We start from the raw sequence: 26,143 nt of genomic DNA, 5'->3' as shown, positions 1-26,143 counted from the left end.
TCGTGGAGATCAGTTGATGATTTACGAAGGTAAAGCCATCACGGTTAAAGCTCTTGAAAGTGGCATCGTCGAATTGAAATTCGACCTCAAGGGTGAGTCCGTCAACAAGTTCAACCGTCTTACCCTGAACGAACTGCGTCAGGCCGTAGACACCATCAAGGCAGATGCTTCGATCAAGGGCGTGATCGTCAGCAGTGGCAAGGACGTATTCATCGTCGGCGCCGACATCACCGAATTTGTCGAGAACTTCAAGCTGCCGGATGCCGAGCTGGTTGCTGGCAATCTCGAAGCCAACAAGATCTTCAGCGATTTCGAAGACCTCAATGTTCCGACCGTAGCGGCCATCAATGGCATCGCTCTGGGCGGCGGTCTGGAAATGTGCCTGGCGGCTGACTATCGCGTCATGTCGACCAAAGCCAAGATCGGTCTGCCGGAAGTCAAACTGGGCATCTACCCAGGCTTCGGCGGCACCGTGCGTCTGCCGCGCCTGATCGGTGCCGACAACGCCATCGAGTGGATTGCCTCCGGTAAGGAAAACCGCCCTGAAGACGCGCTGAAAGTCAGTGCTGTCGACGCTGTGGTTGCTCCAGAAAAACTGCAGGAAGCGGCTCTTGAACTGATCAAACGCGCCATTTCCGGCGAGTTCGATTACAAGGCCAAGCGTCAGCCGAAGCTGGATAAGCTCAAGCTGAACGCCATTGAACAAATGATGGCTTTCGAAACCGCCAAAGGTTTCGTTGCCGGTCAGGCTGGCCCGAACTACCCGGCGCCGGTTGAAGCGATCAAGACCATCCAGAAAGCTGCGAACTTCGGTCGTGACAAGGCTCTGGAAGTCGAAGCTGCCGGTTTCGTCAAACTGGCCAAGACCTCTGCTGCGCAGAGCTTGATCGGTCTGTTCCTGAACGATCAGGAACTGAAGAAGAAGGCCAAGGCCTACGACGAAATCGCCAAAGACGTGAAGCAGGCTGCCGTACTCGGCGCAGGCATCATGGGTGGCGGTATCGCTTATCAGTCGGCCTCTAAAGGTACGCCGATCCTGATGAAGGATATCAACGAGCACGGTATCGAGCAGGGTCTGGCCGAAGCCGCCAAACTGCTGGTTGGCCGCGTTGATAAAGGTCGCATGACCGCTGCGAAAATGGCTGAAGTGCTCAACGCCATTCGCCCAACCCTGTCCTACGGCGACTTCGGTCACGTCGATCTGGTTGTCGAAGCTGTTGTCGAGAATCCGAAGGTCAAGCAAGCCGTATTGGCTGAAGTTGAAGACAAGGTCAAAGAGGACACCATCCTCGCGTCCAACACGTCGACCATTTCCATCAGCCTGCTGGCGAAAGCCCTCAAGCGTCCGGAAAACTTCGTCGGCATGCACTTCTTCAACCCGGTGCACATGATGCCGCTGGTGGAAGTGATCCGTGGCGAGAAGTCGAGTGAGCTGGCTGTTGCCACCACCGTTGCTTACGCCAAGAAAATGGGCAAAAACCCGATCGTCGTCAACGACTGCCCGGGCTTCCTGGTCAACCGCGTACTGTTCCCGTACTTCGGCGGTTTCGCCAAACTGGTCAGCGCCGGTGTGGACTTCGTCCGTATCGACAAAGTCATGGAAAAATTCGGCTGGCCAATGGGCCCGGCATACCTGATGGACGTGGTCGGCATCGACACCGGTCACCACGGTCGTGACGTAATGGCTGAGGGTTTCCCGGATCGCATGAAGGATGACCGTCGCACCGCCATCGACGTGCTGTACGAAGCCAAGCGTCTGGGTCAGAAAAACGGCAAGGGCTTCTACGCCTACGAAGCCGACAAGAAAGGCAAGCAGAAGAAAGTCGCCGATCCATCGGTACTCGAAGTGCTCAAGCCGATCGTTTACGAGCAGCGCGAAGTCACTGACGAAGACATCATCAACTGGATGATGATCCCGCTGTGCCTGGAAACCGTGCGTTGCCTGGAAGACGGCATCGTTGAAACCGCCGCCGAAGCCGACATGGGTCTGGTCTACGGTATCGGTTTCCCTCCATTCCGTGGCGGTGCACTGCGCTACATCGATTCGATCGGTGTTGCCGAGTTCGTTGCCCTGGCTGACCAGTACGCTGATTTGGGCGCGCTGTACCACCCGACCGCGAAGCTGCGTGAAATGGCCAAAACCGGCCAACGGTTCTTCGGTTAAGCGTCCCAACTTTTGAGCGAGAGTGAAATTTTATGAGCTTGAATCCAAGAGACGTCGTGATTGTCGACTTCGGTCGTACTCCGATGGGCCGTTCCAAGGGCGGCATGCACCGCAACACCCGCGCCGAAGACATGTCGGCGCACCTGATCAGCAAACTGCTGGAGCGCAACGTCAAGGTCGATCCGGCGGAAGTCGAAGACGTGATCTGGGGCTGCGTCAACCAGACCCTGGAGCAGGGCTGGAACATCGCGCGCATGGCGTCGCTGATGACCCAGATCCCGCACACTTCGGCCGGCCAGACCGTCAGCCGTCTGTGCGGCTCGTCGATGAGCGCGCTGCACACTGCTGCGCAAGCGATCATGACCGGTAACGGTGACGTGTTCGTGGTTGGCGGCGTCGAGCATATGGGCCACGTGAGCATGATGCACGGTGTCGATCCGAACCCGCACATGTCGCTGTACGCGGCGAAAGCCTCGGGCATGATGGGTCTGACCGCTGAAATGCTCGGCAAAATGCACGGTATCACTCGCGAGCAGCAAGATGCTTTCGGCGTGCGTTCCCACCAGTTGGCCCACAAGGCCACCGTGGAAGGCAAGTTCAAAGACGAAATCATCCCGATGCAGGGCTACGACGAGAACGGTTTCCTGAAACTGTTCGACTATGATGAAACCATTCGTCCGGAAACCACCCTGGAAAGTCTGGCGGCCCTCAAGCCTGCCTTCAATCCAAAGGGCGGCACCGTGACGGCGGGTACTTCGTCGCAGATCACCGATGGTGCTTCGTGCATGATCGTGATGTCGGCGCAGCGCGCACAAGATCTGGGTATCCAGCCAATGGCGGTTATCCGTTCGATGGCAGTGGCAGGTGTGGATCCGGCAATCATGGGCTATGGTCCAGTTCCGGCAACACAAAAAGCCTTGAAGCGCGCCGGTCTTGGCATCAACGATATCGACTTCTTCGAGCTCAACGAAGCTTTCGCTGCACAGGCTCTGCCAGTGCTGAAAGATCTGAAAGTACTCGACAAGATGAACGAGAAGGTTAACCTGCATGGCGGCGCGATCGCCCTGGGTCACCCGTTCGGTTGCTCCGGTGCCCGTATTTCCGGCACCTTGCTGAACGTGATGAAGCAGAATAGCGGCACCTTCGGGGTAGCCACTATGTGCATTGGTCTCGGCCAAGGCATCTCCACCGTCTTCGAACGCGTTTAAGCGTCTCGTCGATGGAAGCCGGGGCCAAGTGCCCCGGTTTTTGTTTTTCTGGATTTATTTTTGTTTTTATTTTGAAAAAATTTGAGTGAGGGCCAAAACATGCCGATACAACCTGGGCTCTACCAACATTACAAAGGTCCGCAGTACCGTGTATTCAGTGTTGCGCGGCATTCGGAAACCGAAGAAGAAGTGGTCTTTTACCAAGCCCTGTATGGCGATTACGGCTTTTGGGTACGCCCCTTGAGCATGTTTCTCGAGTCGGTCGAGGTTGACGGCGAGCAGGTGCCACGCTTTGCTTTGGTGCAGGCCGAACCGAGCCTTTTTTCCAAGGCATAAGGCGAGTGCGCACAGAACCCTGTGCTTGACCTCACCTTGTATCAACTATATATAGCGGTGCCGCGTCAGGCGCCAACCGCCTTTCACTTCTAGAATTCAGGAATTTTCTGATCCATGGGCAAATCGCTGGTCATTGTGGAATCCCCGGCTAAGGCCAAGACCATCAACAAGTATCTGGGTAACCAATACGTGGTGAAGTCGAGTATCGGCCATATCCGAGACCTGCCCACCAGCGGTTCGGCTAGCGCCAGCAAAGAGCCAGCCGCCAAGCGCGGCAAGGCTGCTGCGGGCGAAGGTCCGGTGCTCTCGCCGAAAGAGAAGGCGCGCAAGCAGCTCGTCTCGCGTATGGGTGTCGATCCCGATCATGGCTGGAAAGCCAAGTACGAGATCCTCCCGGGTAAAGAGAAGGTCATCGAAGAGCTGCGCCGGCTCGCCAAAGATGCTGACACCATCTATCTCGCAACCGACTTGGATCGCGAGGGGGAAGCCATTGCCTGGCACCTGCGCGAAGCCATCGGTGGTGACGACAGCCGCTACAAGCGCGTGGTGTTCAACGAAATCACCAAGAAGGCGATTCAGGAAGCGTTCTCCAAGCCGGGCGAGCTGGACATCGATCGTGTCAACGCTCAACAGGCGCGTCGGTTCCTCGACCGCGTTGTCGGTTACATGGTCTCGCCGCTGCTGTGGGCGAAGATCGCCCGTGGCCTGTCCGCTGGCCGCGTGCAATCTGTAGCCGTGAAGCTGGTCGTTGAGCGTGAGCGCGAAATTCGTGCGTTCAACCCGGAAGAGTACTGGGAAGTGCATGCCGATCTCGGCACCACCAAAGGCTCGACCGTGCGTTTCGAAGTGGCTCGCGAAAAAGGCGAAGCCTTCAAGCCGCTGAACGAAGCCCAGGCCACGGCCGCGCTGGAAAAGCTCAAGGCTTCCAGCTACAGCATCGTCAAACGCGAAGACAAGCCGACCAGCAGCAAGCCTTCGGCACCGTTCATCACGTCGACCCTGCAACAGGCTGCGAGTAACCGCCTGGGCTTCGGCGTGAAGAAAACCATGATGATGGCCCAGCGTTTGTATGAAGCCGGCTACATCACGTATATGCGTACCGACTCGACCAACCTCTCGGCCGATGCCGTGACGATGGCGCGTGCTTACATCGAAGACGAGTTCGGCAAGAAGTACCTGCCGGAAACGCCGAACGTCTACAGCAGCAAGGAAGGCGCACAAGAGGCTCACGAAGCGATTCGTCCTTCCGACGCCAACACCATTCCAAGCAAGCTGGCGGGCATGGAGCGCGATGCAGAGCGTCTCTACGAGCTGATCTGGCGCCAGTTCCTGGCTTGCCAGATGCTGCCGGCCCAGTACCTGTCGACTACCGTCAGCGTCGGCGCTGGCGATTTCGAGCTGCGCGCCAAGGGCCGCATCCTCAAGTTCGACGGTTACACCCGTGTCATGCCGCAAATTGCCAAGCCGGGCGATGATGACGTTCTGCCTGATATGGCGCAGGGCGACGTGATGAAGCTGATCAAGCTCGATCCGTCGCAGCACTTCACCAAGCCGCCGGCGCGTTACTCCGAAGCCAGCCTGGTGAAAGAAATGGAAAAACGCGGCATCGGTCGTCCTTCGACTTATGCGGCGATCATTTCGACCATTCAGGATCGCGGTTACGTGACCCTGCACAACCGTCGTTTCTATTCGGAAAAGATGGGCGACATCGTTACCGAACGTCTGTCGGAGAGCTTCTCGAACCTCATGGACTACGGCTTCACCGCCGGCATGGAAGAGAATCTCGATGACGTGGCACAGGGCGAGCGCGACTGGAAAAACGTGCTGGACGAGTTCTATGGCGACTTCAAGAAGAAGCTCGAAGTAGCCGAGAATCCGGAAAACGGCATGCGTGCCAACCAGCCGGTGATGACCGACATTCCGTGCACGACTTGCGGCCGTCCGATGCAGATTCGTACCGCATCGACCGGCGTGTTCCTTGGTTGCTCGGGCTACAGCCTGCCGCCGAAAGAACGTTGCAAGGCCACCGTCAACCTGGTGCCGGGCGATGAAATCGCTGCGGACGATGAGGGCGAGTCGGAGTCGCTGGTACTGCGCGGCAAGCATCGTTGCCCGATCTGCAGCACAGCGATGGACGCTTACTTGCTCGACGAAAAGCGCAAGCTGCACATCTGCGGTAACAACCCGGATTGCGCTGGCTACGAAATCGAAGAGGGCAGCTATCGCATCAAGGGCTACGAAGGTCCGAGCCTGGAATGCGACAAGTGCGGCAGTGAGATGCAACTCAAAACCGGCCGTTTCGGCAAGTTCTTCGGTTGCACCAACCCCGAGTGCAAGAACACCCGCAAACTGCTGAAAAGCGGTGACGCGGCGCCGCCGAAGATGGATCCGGTGAAGATGCCTGAGCTGAAATGCGAAAAGGTCAACGACACCTACATCCTGCGCGACGGTGCCTCCGGCCTGTTCCTCGCGGCGAGTCAGTTCCCGAAAAACCGCGAGACCCGTGCTCCGCTGGTGATCGAGATTGTGCCGCACAAGGACGAAATCGATCCGAAGTACCACTTCCTCTGCGACGCGCCGAAGAAGGATCCTGATGGTCTGCCAGCGGTTATTCGCTATAGCCGCAAGACCAAGGAGCAATACGTGCAGACCGAAGTCGACGGCAAGCCTACCGGTTGGAAGGCTTACTACGACGGCGGCAAGTGGACGGTTGAAGACAAGCGTACGAAGGCCAAGGCCGAGTAAGCGTTAGTCCGATACTGAAAAGGCCGCATGCGAACCCTCGGGTTTTCATGCGGCCTTTTTGTTTTCTGCTTGCGGTGGGATCGGCTGATCCACGACACTGTCCGGCCTGTGTGAAGCAATTATTTCGTTGTGGAGAGCGCCGTCATGGCTCACGAACTCTATACCCGTACCAATCAGAAGATCTATTTCGCCGGCCTGTCGCTGGAAGCCCTGGCTCGCGCTGAAGAAGGGCGGGCGATGAATTCTCTGGCGCTGATTCAGGCCGGGCGTGAATCGGCGTTATTCCACCTCTACGGCGCTTTGCTGGGCCTGTGCCACGAGATCGCCGGGTTCTATCGTCTACCTCAGGCCAATGCGCCACGGGCAGAGATGCTGCTGACGCGCGAAGTGCTGGAGTCGATCGCGATTCCCGAAATGGCCGAAATGGTCGAATTGGCGGGTAATCCTGAAACCTGGCTGGCGAAACTGTTGGCGGCGCATTCGGCACTGTTTCAGCCTCCGCGGGTGCCACACAAGCCGAAGGGCGACGTGACCCAGCCGCTGATTCAGGCGATCAACCTCGATGAAGAAGAGGCGCCAGAAGAGTTGAGCCGAGAGGAGCTGGAAAGCTGGCGGCAGAATCTGAAAGGCTTGGCGATTCGTTTTCGTGAAGGATTGAACGAGTGCTGAGACTGATTGAGACGGTGGCAATCTGAAACATGCTGCTGGTCAAGATCCCGAGCGAATCCTGAATGATGTCTATATAATCCCTGCCTTTCGTGGAGAACAGACCTATATGCCAACGTCCTTTCTAGAAATTGTCGAGTTACCAGACGGCCGAATCGAACTGCGCAGGGCTGAGGACGAAGGTTCTTTGGTGACTCTGGATTTCTCCGAGGATGCCAAGACTTTCCTTCAGGGGCAGCACGTGGAAATCGCCAAGGCGATGTTGAGCGTCGGCGTGCAGATGGCCGGCCGGATGATTGAAGGTGAGTTTGATAAGGAAGAGGGGCCACGGGTTCTTCACTGATCCCTGCCTGCTTTTCGTTTTTATCGGTACCGCTTCAGATCGGCTTCTCTGTCCTTGGAGAAGCCCTGCGCTTCACACAGCGCATTTTACCTGCGAATCACAACCCAAGCGAATGTTCAGGCTTTGAGCGTCGCCCGTGCGGGCCGCGCTGATCAGTTGCTGACGTGAGGTTGTGTTCAGCGGGTTGAGCCAGGTCACCACTGTGTGACTGCGGCCCAGACGCAATGCCTCGCACGCCAACTGTTGAGCACTTTGCGTGCCGCGCGGTTGCAGCAGCAGAATGCGTTCGCGGTTCAGGCCGGCATCGCGCAGCCAGGTTTGCGTCAGGCTGGCAGGCGGCGCGATCAGCGTCAGCCAGCGAGCGTCCTGATCTTCGCTGAGTTCGCGAAGGATCGGGGCGAGCAGGTTCAGGCAGTTCCCGGCCGCACCGCGCAGAGACAGCTCACTGAATACTTCAGGTTCGGCATTCCATTCACGCTCGACCACTTCTTTGAGGATCGGCGCCATCGGTTGCGCCAGAAACGCTTCGAATAAAGGCAGTTGTGTTTGCTGAGGTGTGTGTGGGAACTGCATAAAGCCTCCTTTAGCGGCGGATAACGCCGACACTCAAGCCTTCGATCACCAGTTCCTGATCTTTCAGGTCGACTTCGATTGGGGCGAACTCAGGGTTTTCGGCCATCAGCCAGACTTTGCTGCCTTCACGCTTGAAGCGTTTGACGGTCACTTCATCGCCGATCCGGGCGACGACAACCTGGCCGTTACGCGCTTCGCGGGTGGTGTGGACGGCCAGCAGGTCACCGTCGAAAATGCCGATGTCCTTCATGCTCATGCCGTGCACGCGCAAAAGGTAGTCGGCGCGCGGGTGGAAGAAGGCAGGATTGATGTTGCAGGATTCTTCGATGTGCTGCTGAGCGAGGATCGGCGCACCGGCAGCGACACGGCCAATGACCGGCAGGGTAGAGTCGTCAGCCTTGGCTTCGAAGCCAGGGATGCGAATGCCACGAGAGGCGCCCGGGGTCATTTCGATGGCGCCTTTGCGGGCCAGCGCCTTGAGGTGTTCTTCTGCCGCGTTAGGCGACTTGAAGCCCAGTTCCTGAGCGATTTCCGCACGGGTTGGCGGATAACCGTTGTCTTCGAGGCAACGTTTGATAAAGGCCAGAATCTCGGCTTGGCGTGGCGTCAGCTTTAGCATAATGATCGCTCTGTCTTTTTATACAGTGACTGGGATTATATACAGTGAAACGCTCTTGGCAATGCCCGTTTTTTTGCCTGCCGCCGGACGGTCGGCAGCACTGCTTATAAAAGCGCCGGGCTTGTGTGGTTAAATAGCTGACCGACCATTCCCAAAACGAACTGGCAGGCTTGACAAGGCATAGGCTGAAACGTATGTTTCAAACAAGTGTTTGTCAGGCGGAGTAGCCATGGCCCAGTCGGAAACCGTTGAACGCATTCTTGATGCTGCCGAGCAGTTGTTCGCGGAGAAAGGTTTCGCGGAAACCTCATTGCGTTTGATCACCAGCAAGGCTGGCGTCAACCTGGCAGCAGTGAACTATCACTTCGGTTCGAAGAAGGCCCTGATACAGGCGGTTTTCTCGCGCTTCCTCGGGCCATTCTGCCTCAGCCTCGATAAAGAGCTGGAGCGCCGTCAGGCCAAGCCTGAGAACAAGCCGACCCTCGAAGAACTGTTGGAAATCCTCGTCGAGCAAGCCCTCGTGGTGCAGCCACGCAGCGGTAACGACCTGTCGATTTTCATGCGTTTGCTCGGCCTCGCGTTCAGCCAGAGCCAAGGCCACTTGCGCCGTTATCTGGAAGACATGTACGGCAAGGTATTCCGTCGCTACATGTTGCTGGTCAACGAAGCCGCGCCGCGTATTCCACCCATCGAACTGTTCTGGCGCGTGCACTTCATGCTCGGCGCTGCGGCCTTCAGCATGTCCGGCATCAAAGCGTTGCGGGCGATTGCCGAGACCGATTTCGGCGTCAACACTTCCATTGAACAAGTCATGCGCCTGATGGTGCCATTCCTCGCCGCGGGCATGCGCGCAGAAACCGGCGTCACCGACACAGCCATGGCCACCGCGCAACTGCGTCCGCGCAGCAAGTCAACGCCGGTCGCCGCCAAGGTTTAACCGCGCACGGGTGGGCGCGGCAGCTTGTATCCGCTAAGCTAGCCGCCCATGCCGACTCTCGTTCTGAACCCGATCCAAACAGAAATTGCCGACCTGCCGAGCATTGCTCACGGTAGCGATTTTCTGCGCATCGGGTTTTTCGTTTTCAAGGAATCTCTATGACTGCTGGCCTGCAAGGCTCGTTGATGGTGGACGTCGCCGGTACCTGGCTGACGGCCGAAGATCGCCAATTGTTGCGTCAGCCCGAAGTGGGCGGCCTGATTATTTTCGCCCGTAACATCGAACATCCACGCCAGGTGCGTGAGCTCAGCGCCGCGATCCGCGCGATTCGCCCGGATCTGCTGCTGGCGGTGGATCAAGAGGGCGGTCGTGTGCAGCGTCTGCGTCAGGGCTTCGTGCGCCTGCCGGCCATGCGTGCCATCGCTGACAACCCGAATGCCGAATACCTCGCCGAACAATGTGGCTGGATCATGGCCACCGAAGTGCTGGCGGTCGGCCTCGACCTGAGTTTCGCCCCGGTACTCGATCTCGATTACCAGCGCAGCGCCGTGGTCGGCACCCGTTCCTTTGAAGGCGATCCCGAGCGCGCCGCAGTCCTTGCCGGGGCATTTATTCGCGGCATGAACAGCGCGGGCATGGCGGCCACCGGCAAGCACTTCCCTGGTCACGGTTGGGCCGAAGCCGATTCCCACGTGGCGATCCCGAATGACGAGCGCAGCCTCGACGAGATCCGCGCCAACGACCTCGTGCCGTTCGCCAAACTTAGTAAGCAACTGGCCGCGATCATGCCGGCGCACGTCATCTATCCGCAGGTCGATTCGCAGCCAGCCGGTTTCTCCCGCCGCTGGTTGCAGGACATCCTGCGCGGCGAGTTGCAGTTCGACGGCGTGATCTTCAGCGACGACCTGTCGATGGCCGGCGCTCACGTGGTCGGCGACGCCGCCAGCCGCATTGAAGCTGCGCTGACTGCCGGCTGCGACATGGGCCTGGTGTGCAACGACCGCGCCGCTGCCGAACTCGCCCTTAGCGCCGCGCAACGGATGAAGGTCAAGCCCTCCGCCCGAATTGCGCGCATGCGCGGTCAGGCCATTGCCAGCACCGAATATCGCCAGGATCCGCGCTGGCTCACCGCCATCGGCGCGCTCAAAGACGCTCAACTGATCGATTAAGGATTTTTTCGTTATGACCGTTTACGCAATCATCGGTGGCACCGGCCTGACTCAACTCGAAGGCTTGACCATTCGCCAATCGCTGGCAGTCGACACACCTTACGGCGCCCCATCGGCCGACGTGCAAATTGGCGAGTACGCCGGCAAGGAAGTGCTGTTCCTCGCCCGTCACGGCCACCCGCATCGCTTCCCGCCGCACAAGGTCAACTACCGCGCCAATCTTTGGGCGCTGAAGCAGGCCGGCGCCGAAGCGATCATCGCGGTGAATGCCGTCGGCGGGATTCATCCGGCGATGGGCACCGGGCATTTCTGCGTGCCACATCAGATCGTCGACTACACCAGCGGCCGCGAGCACACCTATTTCGCCGATGATCTGGAGCACGTCACCCACATCGACTTCAGTTTTCCCTACAGCGAACCGCTGCGTCAGCAATTGATTGCCGCCGTGGCTGCTGAAGGTTGCGAGTTCAGCGATCAAGGCGTTTACGCCTGCACTCAAGGGCCGCGTCTGGAAACGGTCGCCGAGATCGTGCGACTGGAGCGTGATGGCTGCGACATCGTCGGCATGACCGGCATGCCGGAAGCCGCGCTGGCGCGTGAGCTGGATCTGGATTACGCCTGTCTGGCGCTGGTGGTGAACCCTGCGGCGGGCAAGACCACCGAAGTGATCACCATGGCCGAGATCGAGCAGGCGTTGCATGACGGCATGGGTAAGGTGAAGTCGACGTTGGCGCGGGTGTTGGCCGGCTAAGGGCTGCCCATGAGCATTTTCATCGAGCGGCTCAAGTCGTCGGCCTGGACTCAGGCATTCACTAGCAGCGCGCTGGCCAAGGCTCGCGCTTATGCCGCTGAGGGCCGGGTAGAGATCATCGAGATCAATGACCGAAAGATCGAGGCGTTCTGCGTCGGTTCGCAAGATGAGGCGTATCAACAAAACATTTACCTGTCCGAAGATCGGCTGGGCTCCGTCAACTTGCGTTGCCTGTGCACCTGTCCTGTCGCTATCGATTGCAAGCATTGCGCTGCGGTGCTTTATCACCTGCAGGGCAGTGATCATAGTGCGTCTGAAAGTGACGCACAGATCCCGCTGGGTCGGGCGCTGGAACATTGGCTTTCGACAATTCCGGTTCCCACCAAGCCCGCCGTAGAAGGCGCGCAAACCGCAGGCACGCGCCTGTTTTACAAGCTCAAGCCTATGTCAGTCAGCGGCAAGTGGCTGCTCGATATTTTCAAGGTCTCCCAGCTAAAGAGCGGCGAGTTACGCGAAGTCAAACCGATGTATTCGCTGGCGGAAATGCTCATGCGTCAGCCCGGCTACCTGTCCGAGCTGGATCTGCGCGTCGCCAGGCTGCTGGTTGCCATGCACTCGCACCACGCCTATTACAGCGGCTATCCGCTGGAAGGCAGCAGCGGCGCCGAACTGCTGGATATGCTCCTGCGCACCTCGCGGCTGTTCCTTGATTTCGAAGATCTGCGCCCGTTGGTGGCGGGGGCGAAACGCACCGGCCAGTTCGCCTGGGCCGAACAGGCCGACGGCGGCTTCCGCGCGCAGTGGAGCAGTGCCGAGGCGGCGCAAGAAACCGTGCTGGCGCTGGAGCCGCTTTATTACCTGGATCGTGAACAGCGGCAGATTGGCCCTCTATTCAATGAACTGGAAGAAAAACTGGCCAGTCATTTGACACTGGCGCCGGACATTCCGGCGCGTCAGGCCATGCAGTTCAGCCATCGCATGAGCACCGCAACGAGAATCCCGCCGCCACACCAACTGACCGAACGAGTCATCGACGACGTACTGCCGCAGCCACAACTGACCCTCGTCAGCGGTCGGGAGCGCTCGCGCTGGGAATACGTTCTGGAGCACCGCGCCGCCCTGGTATTTACCTACAACGGCCAGCCGACGGTGGATCGCAATCCGGAAGTGATGATCCTCAACGGCACCGAAACCCAGCGTATTCAACGCCAGCCTGCGGTGGAAAAGCAGCTGCGCCAGATCCTGCAAAAGCACGGCTTCAAGAAAGCCACCCGCAAGAGTTCGCTGGATCGCCCCGGCGAGATGTTTACCTTGCCGGATGATTCCGCCTGGCTCGGGTTTATGCACGAAGGCCTTGCCACCCTGCGCGCCTTGAACTGGCAAGTCGAGATCAGTGACGGCTTTCATTTCAATGTGCAGCCAGTCGAGCATTGGTACGCCGAGGTCGAAGAAGAGGCTGGGCATCAGTGGTTTGATTTGCAGTTGGGTATCGTCGTCAATGGCCAGCGCTACAGTTTGCTACCGATCCTTCTGCACTTGTTGCGCACCCAGCCGCGCTTGCTCGACCCGGTCAATCTGGCACAACGCAGCGATGACGAAAAACTCCTGATCGAACTGAAGCCCGGCGGTTTTGGTGACTCTTCGGGCGCCAAGGTCGCGCTGCCGCTGAGTCGGGTCAAACCGCTGATGGCGACGCTGGGCGAGTTGTACCTGGGCGGTCATCAGGGCGATGCACTGCGCTTGAGTGTCCCGGACGCCGCGCGCTTGAGTATTCTCGATGGTGTGCCGCTGGATTGGCAGGGTGGCGAGCGGCTGCGCACCTTCGCCAAGCGTTTGCAGAATTCCAGTCACACCCACGTCGCTGCGCCGGCCGGTCTTAACGCGCAACTGCGCCCGTATCAGCTCGAAGGCCTGAACTGGATGCAGACCCTGCGTGAGCTTGAGGTCGGCGGCATTCTCGGCGATGACATGGGGCTGGGTAAAACCCTGCAAACCCTGGCGCATCTGCTCACGGAAAAACACGCCGGTCGCCTCGATTGCCCGGCTCTGGCGGTGATGCCGACCAGCCTGATTCCAAACTGGCTCGACGAGGCCGAGCGATTCACCCCGCAGTTGAAAGTATTGGCGCTGCACGGCACGGGACGGCAGAAAGATTTCGCTAATCTGGCCGAGTACGATCTGGTGCTGACCACTTACGCGTTGCTGCCGAGGGATCTCGAGTTTCTACAGCCGCAGCTGTGGAGCGTGCTGATTCTCGACGAAGCGCAGAACATCAAAAACCCGATCAGCAAAGCGGCGCAAGCGGCCCGTGATCTGCAGGCCCGTCAGCGCTTGTGCCTGAGCGGCACGCCATTGGAAAACCACTTGGGCGAGCTGTGGTCGCAGTTTCATTTCCTCATGCCCGGCTGGCTTAGCGACAGCAAATCCTTCAATCGCGATTACCGCACGCCAATTGAAAAGCACGGCAATGTTCAGCGCGTGCAGCACCTGACGGCACGGATCAAGCCTTTTTTGTTGCGTCGCAAAAAGGATCAGGTCGCCACCGAATTGCCGCCGAAAACCGAAATCGTCCATTGGGTCGATCTCAGCGACGGCCAGCGCGATGTCTATGAAACGGTTCGCGTCGCAATGGACAAAAAAGTCCGCGACGAGATTGCCCGCAGTGGCGTGGCGCGCAGTCAGATCATCATTCTCGATGCCTTGCTCAAGCTGCGGCAGGTTTGTTGCGACTTGCGCCTGATCAAGATGCCAATGACAGCCAAGGCACTGCGTTCCGGCAGTGGCAAGCTGGTCAGCCTGATGGAAATGCTTGAAGAGCTGCTCGGCGAAGGTCGCAGAATCCTGCTGTTCTCCCAGTTCACTTCGATGTTGGCCTTGATCGAGGAAGAATTGCAGCAACGGGACATTGCCTATTCGCTGCTGACCGGTGACACCACGGATCGGCGCACGCCGGTCAAGGAATTTCAGGGCGGCAAGGTGCCGTTGTTTCTGATCAGTCTGAAGGCGGGCGGTACCGGTTTGAACCTGACCGCTGCGGACACGGTGATCCACTTCGACCCGTGGTGGAATCCGGCGGTGGAGAATCAGGCAACCGATCGCGCGTATCGCATCGGGCAGAACAACCCGGTGTTTGTTTACAAGTTGATTGCCCGTGGCACGGTGGAGGAGAAGATACAGGCGCTGCAGCAGGAGAAGGCTGCACTGGCCGGGGCGGTGCTTGAGGGTGGGACGACAGGTGGCTGGAAGCTGGAGCAGAGTGACATCGAGGCGCTGTTTGCACCGCTGCCTGTTTCCAAGGTTTGAGCCTGGGTTTTAACCGTTAGACCGAGGTGAGTCATTCGCGAGCAAGCTTTGCTCCTACAGGGAACTGCGGCGTCCACCCGTAGGAGCAAAGCTTGCTCGCGATAGCTATCTAACAGAAAAAAAGATCTCAACGCTTATCGAGCTTATCCGGCAACGGCGCAAACAGCGCTTCAATATCATCACTCTGCAACTTCCAGTCCCCAGCCTTGCGCCCATCCAGCACGCCTGCCGCCAAGTCGGATTTTTCCTTTTGCAGGTGCTGAATCTTCTCTTCCACCGTGCCCCGAGCAATCATCTTGTAAACGAATACCGGTTTCTCCTGACCAATCCGGTACGCCCGATCCGTCGCCTGATTCTCGGTCGCCGGGTTCCACCACGGGTCGTAGTGAATCACCGTGTCCGCTTCCGTCAGGTTCAGACCAACGCCACCGGCCTTCAGGCTGATGAGAAAAATCTGACGCTTGCCGCTCTGGAATTCCTTCACCGGTGTACGCCGATCGCGGGTCTGGCCGGTCAATAGCGCGTAGGAAACATTACGCTTTTTCAGCTCTTGCTCGATCAAGGCCAGCATCGAGGTGAACTGCGAAAACAGCAGAATCCGCCGTCCTTCCTCAAACAACTCCTCAAGCATTTCCATCAAGCTGTCGAGCTTGCTTGAGGTGCTGCCGCGAGCGGGCAGGGTGGCATCGTTGACCAAGCGCAAATCACAGCAAACCTGACGCAGCTTCAACAGCGCCTCAAGAATGATGATCTGACTGCGCGCCACGCCTTTGCGGGTGATCTCGTCGCGGACTTTCTTGTCCATCGCCAAACGCATGGTTTCGTACACATCGCGCTGCGCTTCGTTGAGATCGACCCAATGGATGATCTCGGTTTTCGGCGGCAGCTCGGTGGCGACCTGCTCTTTGGTGCGGCGCAGCAGGAACGGTTTTATCCGACCGTTGAGGTGCTGAAGTCTGACTTCACTGCCGCGCTTTTCAATCGGCACACGGTAATCGGCGTTGAAGCTTTTGACGTCGCCGAGCCAGCCCGGCAGCAGGAAGTGAAACAGCGACCACAGCTCGCCCAAGTGGTTTTCCAGCGGCGTACCGCTCAGGCACAGACGCTGGCGTGCGTTGAGCTCACGCGCCGCTTGCGCAGCTTTGCTGTTGGGATTCTTGATGTACTGCGCTTCATCCAGCACCAGCACGTGCAGCGGTTGCTTGGCCAGACGTTCGACGTCTTTGGGCAGCAGCGCGTGGGTGGTGAGGATCAGGTCGAAATCGGCCAGATTATCGAAATGCTTTTTGCGCGTGGCACCGTACAGCGCGACCACTTTCAGCTGCGGGGTGAAGTGTGCCGCCTCATCCAGCCAGTTCGGAATCAGACTGGTCGGCATCACCACCATGCACGGGCGATCCAAACGTCCGGCGATTTTCTCGCTGAGAATATGCGCCAGGGTCTGTAGGGTTTTACCCAAACCCATGTCATCCGCAAGGATCCCGCCGACTTCCAGTTGCCGCAGCGATTGCATCCAGCTCAGGCCTTCGAGCTGATACGGACGCAGCGTCGCGTTCAGTCCTTCCGGTGCTTCAGCGCTGAAATCACGGATGTCGCGCAAGCGTTGGGCGAACGTGCGGATCTGCTCACCACCCTCCCACAGCAGCGGCAAGCCTTCCAAAGAATTGAGGCGTGTGGCGTCGGCTTTGCTCAGACGCAGGGTGGTTTCGCCCGGCTCCTGCAAATAGAACTCGCCGAGCGTCATCAGCACAGGTTTCAACCGGCCCAGCGGTAACGCCACCTGCAGTGGCCCGTGCTCGATATTGCGTTGTGGCACGTTGACCAGAATCAGCTCGTCATCGCGACGCCGCGCAAGGCGTTCCGGATTGAGAATCTCCGCGTGCGAGCGCATCAGGTTGAGCAGGATCGGCAGCAGACTCAGGCGCTCACCGTTGACGATGATCCCCAGTTCCAGATCAAACCAGTCACGCTCCGGCGCCTGCTCGACCGTGGCGTACCAGTCATCCACGGCAGTCAGGTCAAAGCCAAACTCCTCGTCGATCTGCAATTCCCAGCCTTGGGTGCGCAGCTTCGGCAAATCGTTGAGGGTAAACGTCAGCCAGGCGCTGTCGTTGACCATCTCATACAGTTCGCCCGCGCTTTCTGGCAGCGCTTTGCTCTGCCGCGTGGCGATACGAAAGCCGAGGATTCTTAACTGTTCGCGGTAGGACTGTTCGACTTCCGGGTGGCGTTTTATCCGCAGCGTCTGGGTTTCCTGACGAATCAGGATGTCGCTGTTTTTCTGCCCGCTGACGTACTCATCCAGATAGCTGAACGACAGCGCCGCGCGGTGCTGAATGTAGCGCTGCATCTTGCCGTTGCGCGGTTCGAAAGCGCTGAACTCGACGCTGGCCAGCCACAGGCGTGGCATCGGCTGCACATTGTCGACCAGCACTTGCGGCGGCGCTTTCGGGCCACGGTTTTCCAGCACGGCTTGAAGTTTCTCCAACAGCTCGGCGTCTTTGGCAGCGGCGGGGTAGTCGAGGGTTTCCTGCACTTTCAGCAACACCGCTGCGCAGTGTTTACAGTTGTTGCGCACCGGGCAGGTGCAGCCGGCATCGACCAGCAGCAAAGTGCCTTTGGCTGACTCGCGAAGATGAATCGTCTGACGGTAAACGTTACCGCCAGAGCCTTCGCAGCTGGCGGTGATCGTTGCATCGCCGACCTGGGCGATGCGTACCCGGTTTTCCAGGGCGTAGCGGCGGCCACGCTCCAGACTCTGTTCCTTGAATCGGCTGACCCAGGAGGGCGCCAACGGTTTACTCAGCGGCGGGTTCATAAGGACTTCGATCAGTCCGGAATCGCTTCAGGCGCTTCCCGTGGCGCAGGCGCGGTCAGGGAAGTGATCTTGATCAGCAGCGCCAGATGGCCGTTGTCGAGATAGTTGAGTTGGCCGTTCTTGGTGTGGCTGTCCTGTTTCAGGCGTTCACTGGCGGTGACCAAGCCATTGGTGTCGATCTGATTGACCCAGAAATCGGCAGCGACGTCGGTGAAGCGCCCGAGCTTCATCTCCAGCGTGCCCTCGATCGGGAACTGGCCGTATTGCTCCTGACCGTCGCTGACCGCGACTTTCGCCGGTGCTTCGCCGAGGGTTTGCTGCCAGGCCTTGTGCATCAGGACTGTGTAGTCGCCACTGGCGGTGAGTTTAGTCACCACGTCATTCAGCGCCGGGGTGCGCTTGCTGTCATCGCCCAAACGCTGGGCGCCTGCGGCCCAGTCTTCCGGCGCGGCACGGCTGACGATGGCTGGCACGGCGTTCTGGCGCACCAGAATCATTTCGACCTGATACAGGTCATCGGCAAAAACCGAAGGTGCTACCAGGGTGAGTAGCAAAGTCAGCGAGCGAAACAGGCGCATGCGGCGTCCTTTAAACAGATTTCGGGAGGAGGCGCTCAAACAGCGCCTCTACAGTATTAAAGCGCTCTTCCGGGCGTTCCATCGGCACCTGGAACTTGAACATCGTGGCGCCTTCGAATTTGTAGCGTTTCGGCTGGCTCTGGATCAGCTTGATCAGCGTCATCGGATCGACCGGCGTCTGCGCTTCGAACTCGATGCGCCCACCTTGCGGCCCGCCATCGACTTTCTTGATGCCCAACTGCTCAGCCTGCAACTTCAACGCCGTGATGCGCACCAGATTTTTCGTCGGTTCCGGCAACAAGCCGAAACGGTCGATCATCTCGACTTGCAGATCCTTCAAACCTTCCTCGTCTGTCGCCGAAGCAATGCGCTTGTACAGAATCAGACGGGCGTGAACGTCCGGCAGATAATCTTCCGGAATCAGCGCCGGCACGCGCAGATTGACTTCCGGGCCACCGCCGAGCGGTTGATCGAGGTTCGGTTGCTCGCCCTTGCGGATCGATTTCACCGCGCGTTCGAGCATTTCCATGTACAGCGTAAAACCGACGGCTTGAATCTGCCCGCTCTGGCCATCGCCAAGCAGTTCGCCGGCACCACGGATTTCCAGGTCGTTGGTCGCCAGCACGAAACCGGCACCGAGATCCTGAGTATTGGCGATCGCTTCCAGACGCTTTTCCGCGTCCGAAGTGATTTGCTGGCGCGGCGGTGTCAGCAGGTATGCATATGCCTGGTGGTGACTGCGGCCGACACGGCCACGCAACTGGTGCAGTTGCGCCAGGCCGAATTTGTCAGCGCGCTCAATGATGATGGTGTTGGCGCTCGGCACGTCGATGCCGGTCTCGATGATGGTCGAGGCGATCAGCACGTTGAAGCGCTTGTGATAGAAGTCGCTCATCACCTGTTCGAGTTCGCGCTCGCGCATCTGTCCGTGGCCGATGCCGATACGCGCTTCCGGTACCAGTTCGGCAAGGTCGGCGGCGCATTTCTCGATGGTTTTCACATCGTTGTGCAAGTAGTAAACCTGGCCGCCGCGCAGCAGTTCGCGGAGCAGGGCCTCTTTCACCGTGCTCTTGTTCTGCTCCATGACGAAGGTGCGCACCGACAGGCGTCGCGCCGGCGGCGTGGCGATGATCGACAGATCGCGCATGCCCGACACCGCCATGTTCAGCGTGCGCGGAATCGGCGTGGCGGTCAGCGTGAGGATGTCGACTTCGCTGCGCAGGGCCTTGAGCTGTTCTTTCTGACGGACACCGAAGCGGTGTTCTTCGTCGATGATCACCAGCCCGAGGTTTTTGATTTTCACGTCGTCGGACAGCAACTTGTGCGTGCCGATGACGATGTCGATCTTGCCTTCGGCCAGATCGGCGATCGCTGCATTCACTTCCTTGGCTGACTTGAAACGGCTCATCACTTCCACGCTCACCGGCCAGTCGGCGAAGCGGTCGCGGAAGCTGTTGTAGTGTTGCTGGGCGAGCAGGGTGGTCGGCACCAGAATCGCAACCTGGCGGCCACCGTGTACGGCGATGAACGCCGCGCGCATGGCCACTTCGGTCTTGCCGAAGCCAACGTCGCCGCAGACCAGGCGATCCATCGGTTTCGGCGCGAGCATGTCGGCGCGCACGGCTTCGATGGTGGTTTGTTGATCCGGAGTTTCTTCGAACGGGAAACCGGCGCTGAACGTCGCGTAGTCGGCTTTCGGGTCGGCGAACGCATAACCTTCGCGAGCGGCGCGGCGAGCATAGATGTCGAGCAACTCAGCGGCGACGTCTCGTACCTGTTCGGCGGCTTTGCGTTTGGCTTTCTGCCAGGTTTCCGAGCCGAGACGGTGCAGCGGGGCCAGCGCATCATCGCTGCCGGTGTAGCGCGCGATCAGATGCAGGTTGGCCACCGGCACGTAGAGCTTGGCGTTTTCGGCGTATTCGAGGGTGAGGAATTCGGCGGCTTGATCGTCGATTTCCAGAATCGTCAGGCCGAGGTAGCGACCGACACCGTGATCGATGTGCACCACCGGCGCACCTTCGCGCAGTTCGGTGAGGTTTTTGATCACTGCATCGTTGTTGCCGTCGGCACGCTTCTCGCGACGGCGACGCTGCATCACGCGTTGACCGAACAGTGGACTTTCGGCGACCAGTGCCAGCGCCGGATCATCCAGCATCAGGCCTTCGTCGAGCGGGGCAATGGTGATCGCCAGACGATCCTTGCTCGCGACGAAGTCCGGCCAACTGTCGACAGTTTTTGGTCGCAGCTTCAGACGTTCGAGCAACTCCAGCAGCACTTCGCGACGGCCCGCGGATTCAGCAGTGAACAACACGCGCCCGGGAAATTCATCGAGGAAGCCAGCCAGCGCGGCCAGCGGTTGCGTGGCTTTGGCTTCAATCGCCAGATTCGGCAGGGCTTGCGCCGGGAAGCGCTCGCGACCGGCGCCGCTTTCGACGTCTTGCTGACTGGCAACCACACGCGGCCAGCTCTTCAGGCGCGCGAAGCAGTCTTCCACCGGCAGGAACAATTCGGCGGGTGGCAATAAAGGACGCGATGGATCGACGCGGCGCTCTTCATAACGATTGCGCACGTCGTTCCAGAAATTCTCCGCCGCTTGCTCGATGCCCGGCAGCGAGAACACTTGCGTGTCTTGCGGCAGGTAATCGAACAGCGTCGAGGTTTCGTCGAAGAACAGCGGCAGGTAGTACTCGATACCGGCCGGGGTAATTCCGCTGCTCAGATCCTGAAAGATCGGGCAGCGACGGAAGTCGACGTCGAAACGCTCGCGAAAGCGCGCCTTGAAACGGGTGACTGCGTCTTTCTGCAACGGGAATTCGCGGGCCGGCAGCAGCTTGACCGAGTCGACCTTGTCGATGGAGCGCTGGTTTTCCGGATCAAACGTGCGCAGGGTTTCGATTTCGTCATCGAACAGGTCGATGCGATACGGCAACTTGCTGCCCATCGGAAACAGGTCGATCAGCGCGCCGCGCACGGTGAATTCGCCGTGCTCATACACAGTGTCGACGTAGCGATAGCCGCTGGCTTCGAGGCGCGAGCGCATCTGCTCGACGTCGAGTTTCTGCCCGACATCCAGTACCAGGCTGCTGCCGAGCAGGAATTTGGTCGGCGCCAGACGGTGCAGGGCCGTGGTGATCGGCACCACCAACACACCGTGTTCCAGTTCTGGCAGCCTGTATAAGCTGGCAATGCGCTGGGAAATGATGTCCTGATGCGGCGAGAACAGGTCGTAGGGCAGGGTTTCCCAGTCGGGGAAATGCAGAACGGGCAAATCCGGGGCGAAGAAACTCAGCTCCTGTTCCAGTCGTTCAGCACTCTGGCTGTCGGCGGTCAGTAGCAGGGTGAAGCGCTTGGCAGCGCTGGCAGCCTCGGCAATCGCCAGACTGAGGGCAGCGCCGGGCAAATTGCCCCAATGCTGTTTACCTGCCTCGGCAGGGAGTTGCGGTAGACGCAGAACGGGCACGGAAGGTTGAGCTCCAGGCTTTGCGACAAAGTCGGTAATTGTAGCGGCGTCGGGTGTCGCCTGTCAGTTGCAGACTACGTCTATCTTCACTGTTTTGGCGAAATGTAGTGGTAACCATAAAAACGAGCACTTTTTTAGTGGTTATGTAGTGCCGAAATTGGCTCGTGTTACGGAGGGTTACAGACATCGTCTAACAGTCGACGAAAAATTGACTGCGCTGGAAGCCGCGTATTTACTGGGCTGGCGCGGGGCGTGATTTTTTTGAAAGGAATTTTGTTACCGATTTCGCGACAAGCGCGCATTGCTGAATGAGGTTGTGGGCGGCATAATGTAGCCCCTTTTTTCTGCCCCTACATGTGGAAGGTTACCGTGACTCAGAAGCCCGACCAGTGTCTTGGTGAATGGATCGACCGTGAAGCACTCGCAGAAGCGATGATCCCGCTTATCGGTCAGCTCTACCGCAATAACAACGTGGTGAGCTCGATCTATGGCCGCAGCCTGATCAACCAGTCTGTCATCGCGATTCTCAAAGCTCACCGCTTTGCGCGCCACCGTTCTTCCGACGACAGCGAACTCTCCGTCCACGAAACATTCCCACTGCTCAAAGCCATGAGCGAGCTCAAGCTCGGCGCGGCTTCGGTAGATCTGGGCAAGTTGGCGTTCAAATTCCGCAACGAAGGCAATGGCCGCAGCGCCGAGCAATTCGTTCGTGAAGAAATGGCTGATGTGGTTGGCCAGCAAAACGCTTCCGCACGTAAAGGCACCGACGTTGTGCTGTACGGCTTCGGTCGTATCGGCCGTCTGCTGGCGCGCATCCTGATCGAGAAAACCGGTGGTGGCGACGGCCTGCGTCTGCGCGCCATCGTCGTGCGCAAAGGCGCCGACAACGACCTGACCAAACGCGCCAGCCTGCTGCGTCGCGACTCGGTACATGGTTCGTTCAACGGCACCATCACCATCGACGAAGAAAACAACACCATCACCGCCAACGGTAACCTGATCCAGGTGATCTACGCGAAGAACCCGACTGAAGTGGATTACACCCAGTACGGTATCAAAGACGCGCTGCTGGTGGACAACACCGGTGTATGGCGTGACGCTGATGGCCTGGGCCAGCACTTGCAGTGCCCGGGTATCGACCGCGTTGTTCTGACTGCGCCAGGCAAAGGCAAGCTGAAGAACATCGTTCACGGCATCAACCACGGTGAAATCACCGCTGATGACAAGATCGTCTCCGCTGCTTCCTGCACCACCAACGCCATCGTGCCGGTGCTGAAAGCTGTGAATGACAAGTTCGGCATCATCAACGGTCACGTCGAAACCGTTCACTCGTACACCAACGACCAGAACCTGATCGACAACTTCCACAAAGGCGATCGCCGTGGTCGTAGCGCCGCGCTGAACATGGTGATCACCGAAACCGGTGCTGCCACCGCTGCTGCCAAGGCCCTGCCTGAGCTGGCCGGCAAGCTGACCGGTAACGCGATCCGCGTTCCAACGCCGAACGTGTCGATGGCCATTCTCAACCTCAACCTTGAGAAAGCCGCCACCCGTGAAGAGATGAACGAGTACCTGCGCTACATGGCGCTGCACTCCGATCTGCACAAGCAAATCGACTTCGTTAACTCGCAGGAAGTGGTTTCGACTGACTTCGTGGGTTCGCGCCACGCCGGTGTGGTCGACGCTGAAGCGACCATCGTTCAGGACAACCGCGTTGTTCTGTATGTTTGGTACGACAACGAGTTCGGTTACAGCTGCCAGGTTATCCGCGTGATGGAAGACATGGCTGATGTGAATCCGCCAGCGTTCCCGCGCTAAGCGATAGCTGCACATGAAAACGCCCCGACTTTGGTCGGGGCGTTTTTGTTTGTGTGCCTTTTAGAGCTGTGTTGTCAGTACCGGCCCCTTCGCGAGCAAGCTCGGCTCCTACAAGGGATTTGTGAGCGCCACATTTCCAATGTAGGAGCAAAGCTTGCTCGCGATAGCGTTCTATCGCGCGCCGCCAGGGATAGCCGCTTGCGCCGTGCGCAGTTCATGCTTATTGCCCCGGAACAACACCAACGTCGCAATCAATCCCAACACCGCCGCACCACTAAGCCAGATCCCCGGCGCAGCTTTGTTATCCAGCACATGAATCAGATAAGTACACGCCGCCGGGGTAAACCCGCCGAACGTCGCCGTCGCCAGGCTATAGGCCAGCGAGAACCCGGTTGTACGCACTTCCACCGGCATGATCTCGGTCAGCGCCACCACCATCGCGCCGTTGTACGAGCCGTACAGGAACGACAACCACAACTCGACGATCAGCAAATGGCTGAAGCTCGGATTCGCCACCAACCACGACAGCGCCGGGTACGCGGTAAGAATCGCCAGAATCGTCGCCGCCAGCAGTAGGGGTTTACGTCCAATCTTGTCGGACACCGCGCCCATCACCGGCAACCAGAAGAAGTTCGACAGACCAATACACACCGTCACCAGCAACGCATCGAAGTCCGACAAATGCAGCTCAGCCTTGCCGAAAGTCGGGGTGTACGCGGTGATCAGGTAGAAAGACACCGTGGTCATCACCACCAGCGCCATGCCGGCGATGACAATGCCAAAGTTCTGACCGATCGAGCGGACGATTTCCCGCAGGGTAGGGCGATGTTTCCGTGCCTGGAATTCCGGGGTCTCTTCCAGCGAACGGCGAATGACGAAGATCACCGGCACAATCATGCAGCCGATCAGGAACGGCACGCGCCAGCCCCAGTCGCCCATTTGTTCTGGACTGAGCCAGTGGTTGAGGCCGACGCCGAGCAAACCGGCGAAGACCACCGCCGCTTGTTGGCTGGCGGACTGCCAACTGACGAAAAAGCCCTTGCGGCCCGGCGTGGCGATTTCAGCCAGATACACCGACACGCCGCCCAACTCCACGCCCGCCGAGAAACCTTGCAGCAAGCGGCCAAACAGCACCAGCAAAGGAGCGGCAACGCCGAGAGTGGCGTATCCCGGAACACTGGCAATCAGCACCGTACCGGCGGCCATCAATGCCAGCGTGATGATCAAACCCTGGCGACGGCCATGACGGTCAATGTAGGCGCCGAGGAAGATCGCCCCCAGCGGTCGCATCAGGAAACCGGCACCAAAAGTCGCCAACGACAGCATCAGCGAAGCGAAGGCACTGTCAGTCGGGAAGAAGGTTTTGGCGATGGCCGTGGCGTAGAAGCCATAGACCATGAAGTCGAACATTTCGAGGAAGTTGCCGCTGACAACGCGAAAGATCGCTTTGCCTTTGCCCGTGGAAGTGGACATTTTTAGATACTCTTTATTGGATTTTTAGAAGCGCGTTCCATCCGTTGGGAGCGAGCGGGCCCTTTGATTCATAATGGCCGGCGCTGTTTTGCGGGGAGATGAAGAATTGTTCACTGGACGGTTTGTGGGGCTTGTGGTTTTGGCGGCTTTTTTGGCGGGCTGCGGCGAGGGTGAATCGATGGAAAGCTTTGGCGGGCCAACCATGGGCAGCACGTATTCGATCAAGTACGTGCGTCACGCGGGTGATGCCGATTCCGCGCAAGTTCGCAGTGAAGTAGAAGGGATCCTCGCCGAAGTCGATCAGCAGCTGTCCACTTACCGCAACGATTCCGACATCGAACGTTTCAACGCTTTGCCCGCCAATAGCTGTCAGACAATGCCCGCGTCGGTACTCGAATTGATCCGCGTCGGCGAACTACTGTCAGCGCAAAGCGAAGGCTCCTACGACCTCACCGTTGAACCGCTGATGAATCTCTGGGGCTTCGGCCCGCAGGGTCGCGAAGAAAAAGTCCCCGATGCCGCCGCGCTGGACGAGGTGATGCAGCGGGTCGGTCATCAGCATCTGCACATAAAAGGTGATCAATTGTGCAAGGACGCCGCTGTCGAGGTCGACTTCAACAGCATCGCTGCCGGTTATGCCGTCGACACCATCGCCGCAAGGCTCGATGCGCTCGGCATCCACGACTACCTCGCTGAAGCCACGGGTGAATTAAAGGCAAAAGGCAAAAAGCTCGACGGCTCACCTTGGCGCATTGCTCTGGAAGAACCCCGCGACGATCAGCAGATCGCCGAGCGCATCATTGATGTCGACGGCTACGGCGTTTCGACCTCTGGCGACTACCGCAACTATTTCCTGCAGGACGGTCGGCGCTATTCCCACACCTTCGATGCCCGCACCGGTGCACCCGTCCTAAACGACCTGGCCTCAGTCACGATAATTCATCCTTCAGCGTTGATGGCCGATGGACTATCGACGCTGTTGCTTATTCTCGGCCCCGAAAGGGCTATGGACTATGCCGAAAAACATGACATCGGTGCATTCTTGGTGATTCGTGCCGATACAGGTTTCGTCATCCGCACCAGTCCGGCGTTTGAACGCCTCAGTGGCAAAAAAACTGACTGAGAACAATACGAAAGCTGGCGTTGTAGTGCAGGCAAAAGTAGCCTACGACGCGACCAAGG

The 26,143-nt window shown here is 58.7% G+C and carries 18 protein-coding genes; 12 read left to right on the top strand and 6 right to left on the bottom strand.

Features of this window, described 5'->3' with window-relative positions:
* Positions 1 to 16: 16 nt before the first annotated feature.
* The 6 genes from fadB to GVL50_RS16560 all read left to right on the top strand — a co-directional run bounded on the left by fadB (position 17) and on the right by GVL50_RS16560 (position 7,462).
* Positions 17 to 2,164, top strand: coding sequence for a fatty acid oxidation complex subunit alpha FadB (fadB, locus tag GVL50_RS16585; protein WP_159814293.1), 2,148 nt, complete (start codon positions 17 to 19; stop codon positions 2,162 to 2,164).
* A gap of 32 nt (positions 2,165 to 2,196) precedes the next feature.
* Positions 2,197 to 3,372 (top strand): acetyl-CoA C-acyltransferase FadA, encoded by a 1,176-nt coding sequence (gene fadA, locus GVL50_RS16580; RefSeq protein WP_053122093.1) that lies wholly within the window; start codon positions 2,197 to 2,199, stop codon positions 3,370 to 3,372.
* 99 nt (positions 3,373 to 3,471) lie between these two features.
* A complete protein-coding gene (locus GVL50_RS16575; protein ID WP_007910467.1) occupies positions 3,472 to 3,708 on the top strand; it encodes a DUF1653 domain-containing protein in 237 nt (78 codons plus the stop codon).
* A gap of 114 nt (positions 3,709 to 3,822) precedes the next feature.
* A complete protein-coding gene (topA, locus tag GVL50_RS16570; RefSeq protein WP_053122091.1) occupies positions 3,823 to 6,453 on the top strand; it encodes a type I DNA topoisomerase in 2,631 nt (876 codons plus the stop codon).
* A gap of 144 nt (positions 6,454 to 6,597) precedes the next feature.
* Positions 6,598 to 7,122, top strand: a complete 525-nt coding sequence (locus GVL50_RS16565) for a DUF6586 family protein (RefSeq protein WP_053122089.1) — start codon at positions 6,598 to 6,600, stop codon at positions 7,120 to 7,122.
* 106 nt (positions 7,123 to 7,228) lie between these two features.
* Complete coding sequence (locus GVL50_RS16560) at positions 7,229 to 7,462, top strand: hypothetical protein (RefSeq protein ID WP_008082203.1); 234 nt, start codon at positions 7,229 to 7,231, stop codon at positions 7,460 to 7,462.
* Between the two features lie 72 nt (positions 7,463 to 7,534).
* On the opposite strand, the gene sulA is transcribed toward GVL50_RS16560, so the two are convergent.
* Positions 7,535 to 8,035 (bottom strand): SOS-induced cell division inhibitor SulA, encoded by a 501-nt coding sequence (sulA, locus tag GVL50_RS16555; protein WP_159814291.1) that lies wholly within the window; start codon positions 8,033 to 8,035, stop codon positions 7,535 to 7,537.
* 10 nt (positions 8,036 to 8,045) lie between these two features.
* Positions 8,046 to 8,654, bottom strand: a complete 609-nt coding sequence (gene lexA / locus GVL50_RS16550) for a transcriptional repressor LexA (protein ID WP_053122085.1) — start codon at positions 8,652 to 8,654, stop codon at positions 8,046 to 8,048.
* Positions 8,655 to 8,883: 229 nt separating this feature from the next.
* Between lexA and GVL50_RS16545 the strand changes: the two genes are divergently transcribed.
* The 4 genes from GVL50_RS16545 to GVL50_RS16530 all read left to right on the top strand — a co-directional run bounded on the left by GVL50_RS16545 (position 8,884) and on the right by GVL50_RS16530 (position 14,814).
* Positions 8,884 to 9,591 carry a TetR/AcrR family transcriptional regulator gene (locus tag GVL50_RS16545; protein WP_019648307.1) on the top strand — a complete coding sequence of 236 codons (708 nt, stop codon included), beginning with the start codon at positions 8,884 to 8,886 and terminating at the stop codon, positions 9,589 to 9,591.
* 158 nt (positions 9,592 to 9,749) lie between these two features.
* Positions 9,750 to 10,760: a beta-N-acetylhexosaminidase gene (nagZ, locus tag GVL50_RS16540; RefSeq protein ID WP_159814289.1), complete on the top strand. Its 1,011-nt coding sequence runs from the start codon at positions 9,750 to 9,752 to the stop codon at positions 10,758 to 10,760.
* A gap of 13 nt (positions 10,761 to 10,773) precedes the next feature.
* A complete protein-coding gene (locus GVL50_RS16535; protein WP_159814287.1) occupies positions 10,774 to 11,511 on the top strand; it encodes an S-methyl-5'-thioinosine phosphorylase in 738 nt (245 codons plus the stop codon).
* A gap of 9 nt (positions 11,512 to 11,520) precedes the next feature.
* Positions 11,521 to 14,814, top strand: a complete 3,294-nt coding sequence (locus GVL50_RS16530) for a DEAD/DEAH box helicase (RefSeq protein WP_159814285.1) — start codon at positions 11,521 to 11,523, stop codon at positions 14,812 to 14,814.
* A gap of 127 nt (positions 14,815 to 14,941) precedes the next feature.
* Here GVL50_RS16530 and GVL50_RS16525 read toward each other — a convergent pair whose 3' ends face one another.
* Genes GVL50_RS16525 through mfd form a run of 3 tightly spaced genes read right to left on the bottom strand, consistent with a single transcriptional unit; the run spans position 14,942 to position 21,670 of the window.
* A complete protein-coding gene (locus GVL50_RS16525) occupies positions 14,942 to 17,632 on the bottom strand; it encodes a DEAD/DEAH box helicase (RefSeq protein ID WP_159814283.1) in 2,691 nt (896 codons plus the stop codon).
* 11 nt (positions 17,633 to 17,643) lie between these two features.
* Entirely contained in the window at positions 17,644 to 18,210 is a 567-nt protein-coding gene (locus GVL50_RS16520) for a CsiV family protein (protein WP_053122077.1), read from the bottom strand.
* A gap of 10 nt (positions 18,211 to 18,220) precedes the next feature.
* Entirely contained in the window at positions 18,221 to 21,670 is a 3,450-nt protein-coding gene (gene mfd / locus GVL50_RS16515; RefSeq protein ID WP_159814281.1) for a transcription-repair coupling factor, read from the bottom strand.
* A gap of 354 nt (positions 21,671 to 22,024) precedes the next feature.
* Here mfd and GVL50_RS16510 point away from each other — a divergent pair, with 354 nt between their 5' ends.
* Complete coding sequence (locus tag GVL50_RS16510) at positions 22,025 to 23,488, top strand: glyceraldehyde-3-phosphate dehydrogenase (RefSeq protein ID WP_008082184.1); 1,464 nt, start codon at positions 22,025 to 22,027, stop codon at positions 23,486 to 23,488.
* A 171-nt stretch (positions 23,489 to 23,659) separates the two neighbouring features.
* Here GVL50_RS16510 and GVL50_RS16505 read toward each other — a convergent pair whose 3' ends face one another.
* Positions 23,660 to 24,961, bottom strand: coding sequence for an MFS transporter (locus GVL50_RS16505; RefSeq protein ID WP_159814279.1), 1,302 nt, complete (start codon positions 24,959 to 24,961; stop codon positions 23,660 to 23,662).
* Positions 24,962 to 25,139: 178 nt separating this feature from the next.
* On the opposite strand from GVL50_RS16505, the gene GVL50_RS16500 reads away from it, so the two are divergent.
* Positions 25,140 to 26,084, top strand: coding sequence for an FAD:protein FMN transferase (locus GVL50_RS16500; RefSeq protein WP_371926004.1), 945 nt, complete (start codon positions 25,140 to 25,142; stop codon positions 26,082 to 26,084).
* The last annotated feature ends 59 nt before the right edge of the window (positions 26,085 to 26,143 follow it).

Origin of the sequence: Pseudomonas sp. 18058, from assembly GCF_902706155.1 — a bacterium.
In the GTDB taxonomy this organism is placed as follows: Bacteria; Pseudomonadota; Gammaproteobacteria; order Pseudomonadales; family Pseudomonadaceae; genus Aquipseudomonas; species Aquipseudomonas rustica.
The sequence above is the reverse complement of the archived record's forward strand: the minus strand, read 5'-3'. Positions and strand labels throughout refer to the sequence as shown.

Excerpts from the sequence above, each read along its gene's own strand:
- GVL50_RS16545 (WP_019648307.1), top strand. The coding sequence starts at position 8,884 with ATGGCCCAGTCGGAAACCGTTGAACGCATTCTTGATGCTGCCGAGCAG.
- topA (WP_053122091.1), top strand. The coding sequence starts at position 3,823 with ATGGGCAAATCGCTGGTCATTGTGGAATCCCCGGCTAAGGCCAAGACC.
- GVL50_RS16505 (WP_159814279.1), bottom strand. The coding sequence starts at position 24,961 with ATGTCCACTTCCACGGGCAAAGGCAAAGCGATCTTTCGCGTTGTCAGC.
- fadA (WP_053122093.1), top strand. The coding sequence starts at position 2,197 with ATGAGCTTGAATCCAAGAGACGTCGTGATTGTCGACTTCGGTCGTACT.
- GVL50_RS16510 (WP_008082184.1), top strand. The coding sequence starts at position 22,025 with ATGTGGAAGGTTACCGTGACTCAGAAGCCCGACCAGTGTCTTGGTGAA.
- lexA (WP_053122085.1), bottom strand. The coding sequence starts at position 8,654 with ATGCTAAAGCTGACGCCACGCCAAGCCGAGATTCTGGCCTTTATCAAA.
- GVL50_RS16525 (WP_159814283.1), bottom strand. The coding sequence starts at position 17,632 with ATGAACCCGCCGCTGAGTAAACCGTTGGCGCCCTCCTGGGTCAGCCGA.
- GVL50_RS16520 (WP_053122077.1), bottom strand. The coding sequence starts at position 18,210 with ATGCGCCTGTTTCGCTCGCTGACTTTGCTACTCACCCTGGTAGCACCT.
- GVL50_RS16500 (WP_371926004.1), top strand. The coding sequence starts at position 25,140 with ATGGAAAGCTTTGGCGGGCCAACCATGGGCAGCACGTATTCGATCAAG.
- sulA (WP_159814291.1), bottom strand. The coding sequence starts at position 8,035 with ATGCAGTTCCCACACACACCTCAGCAAACACAACTGCCTTTATTCGAA.
- GVL50_RS16530 (WP_159814285.1), top strand. The coding sequence starts at position 11,521 with ATGAGCATTTTCATCGAGCGGCTCAAGTCGTCGGCCTGGACTCAGGCA.
- GVL50_RS16565 (WP_053122089.1), top strand. The coding sequence starts at position 6,598 with ATGGCTCACGAACTCTATACCCGTACCAATCAGAAGATCTATTTCGCC.
- GVL50_RS16575 (WP_007910467.1), top strand. The coding sequence starts at position 3,472 with ATGCCGATACAACCTGGGCTCTACCAACATTACAAAGGTCCGCAGTAC.
- fadB (WP_159814293.1), top strand. The coding sequence starts at position 17 with ATGATTTACGAAGGTAAAGCCATCACGGTTAAAGCTCTTGAAAGTGGC.
- GVL50_RS16535 (WP_159814287.1), top strand. The coding sequence starts at position 10,774 with ATGACCGTTTACGCAATCATCGGTGGCACCGGCCTGACTCAACTCGAA.
- nagZ (WP_159814289.1), top strand. The coding sequence starts at position 9,750 with ATGACTGCTGGCCTGCAAGGCTCGTTGATGGTGGACGTCGCCGGTACC.
- GVL50_RS16560 (WP_008082203.1), top strand. The coding sequence starts at position 7,229 with ATGCCAACGTCCTTTCTAGAAATTGTCGAGTTACCAGACGGCCGAATC.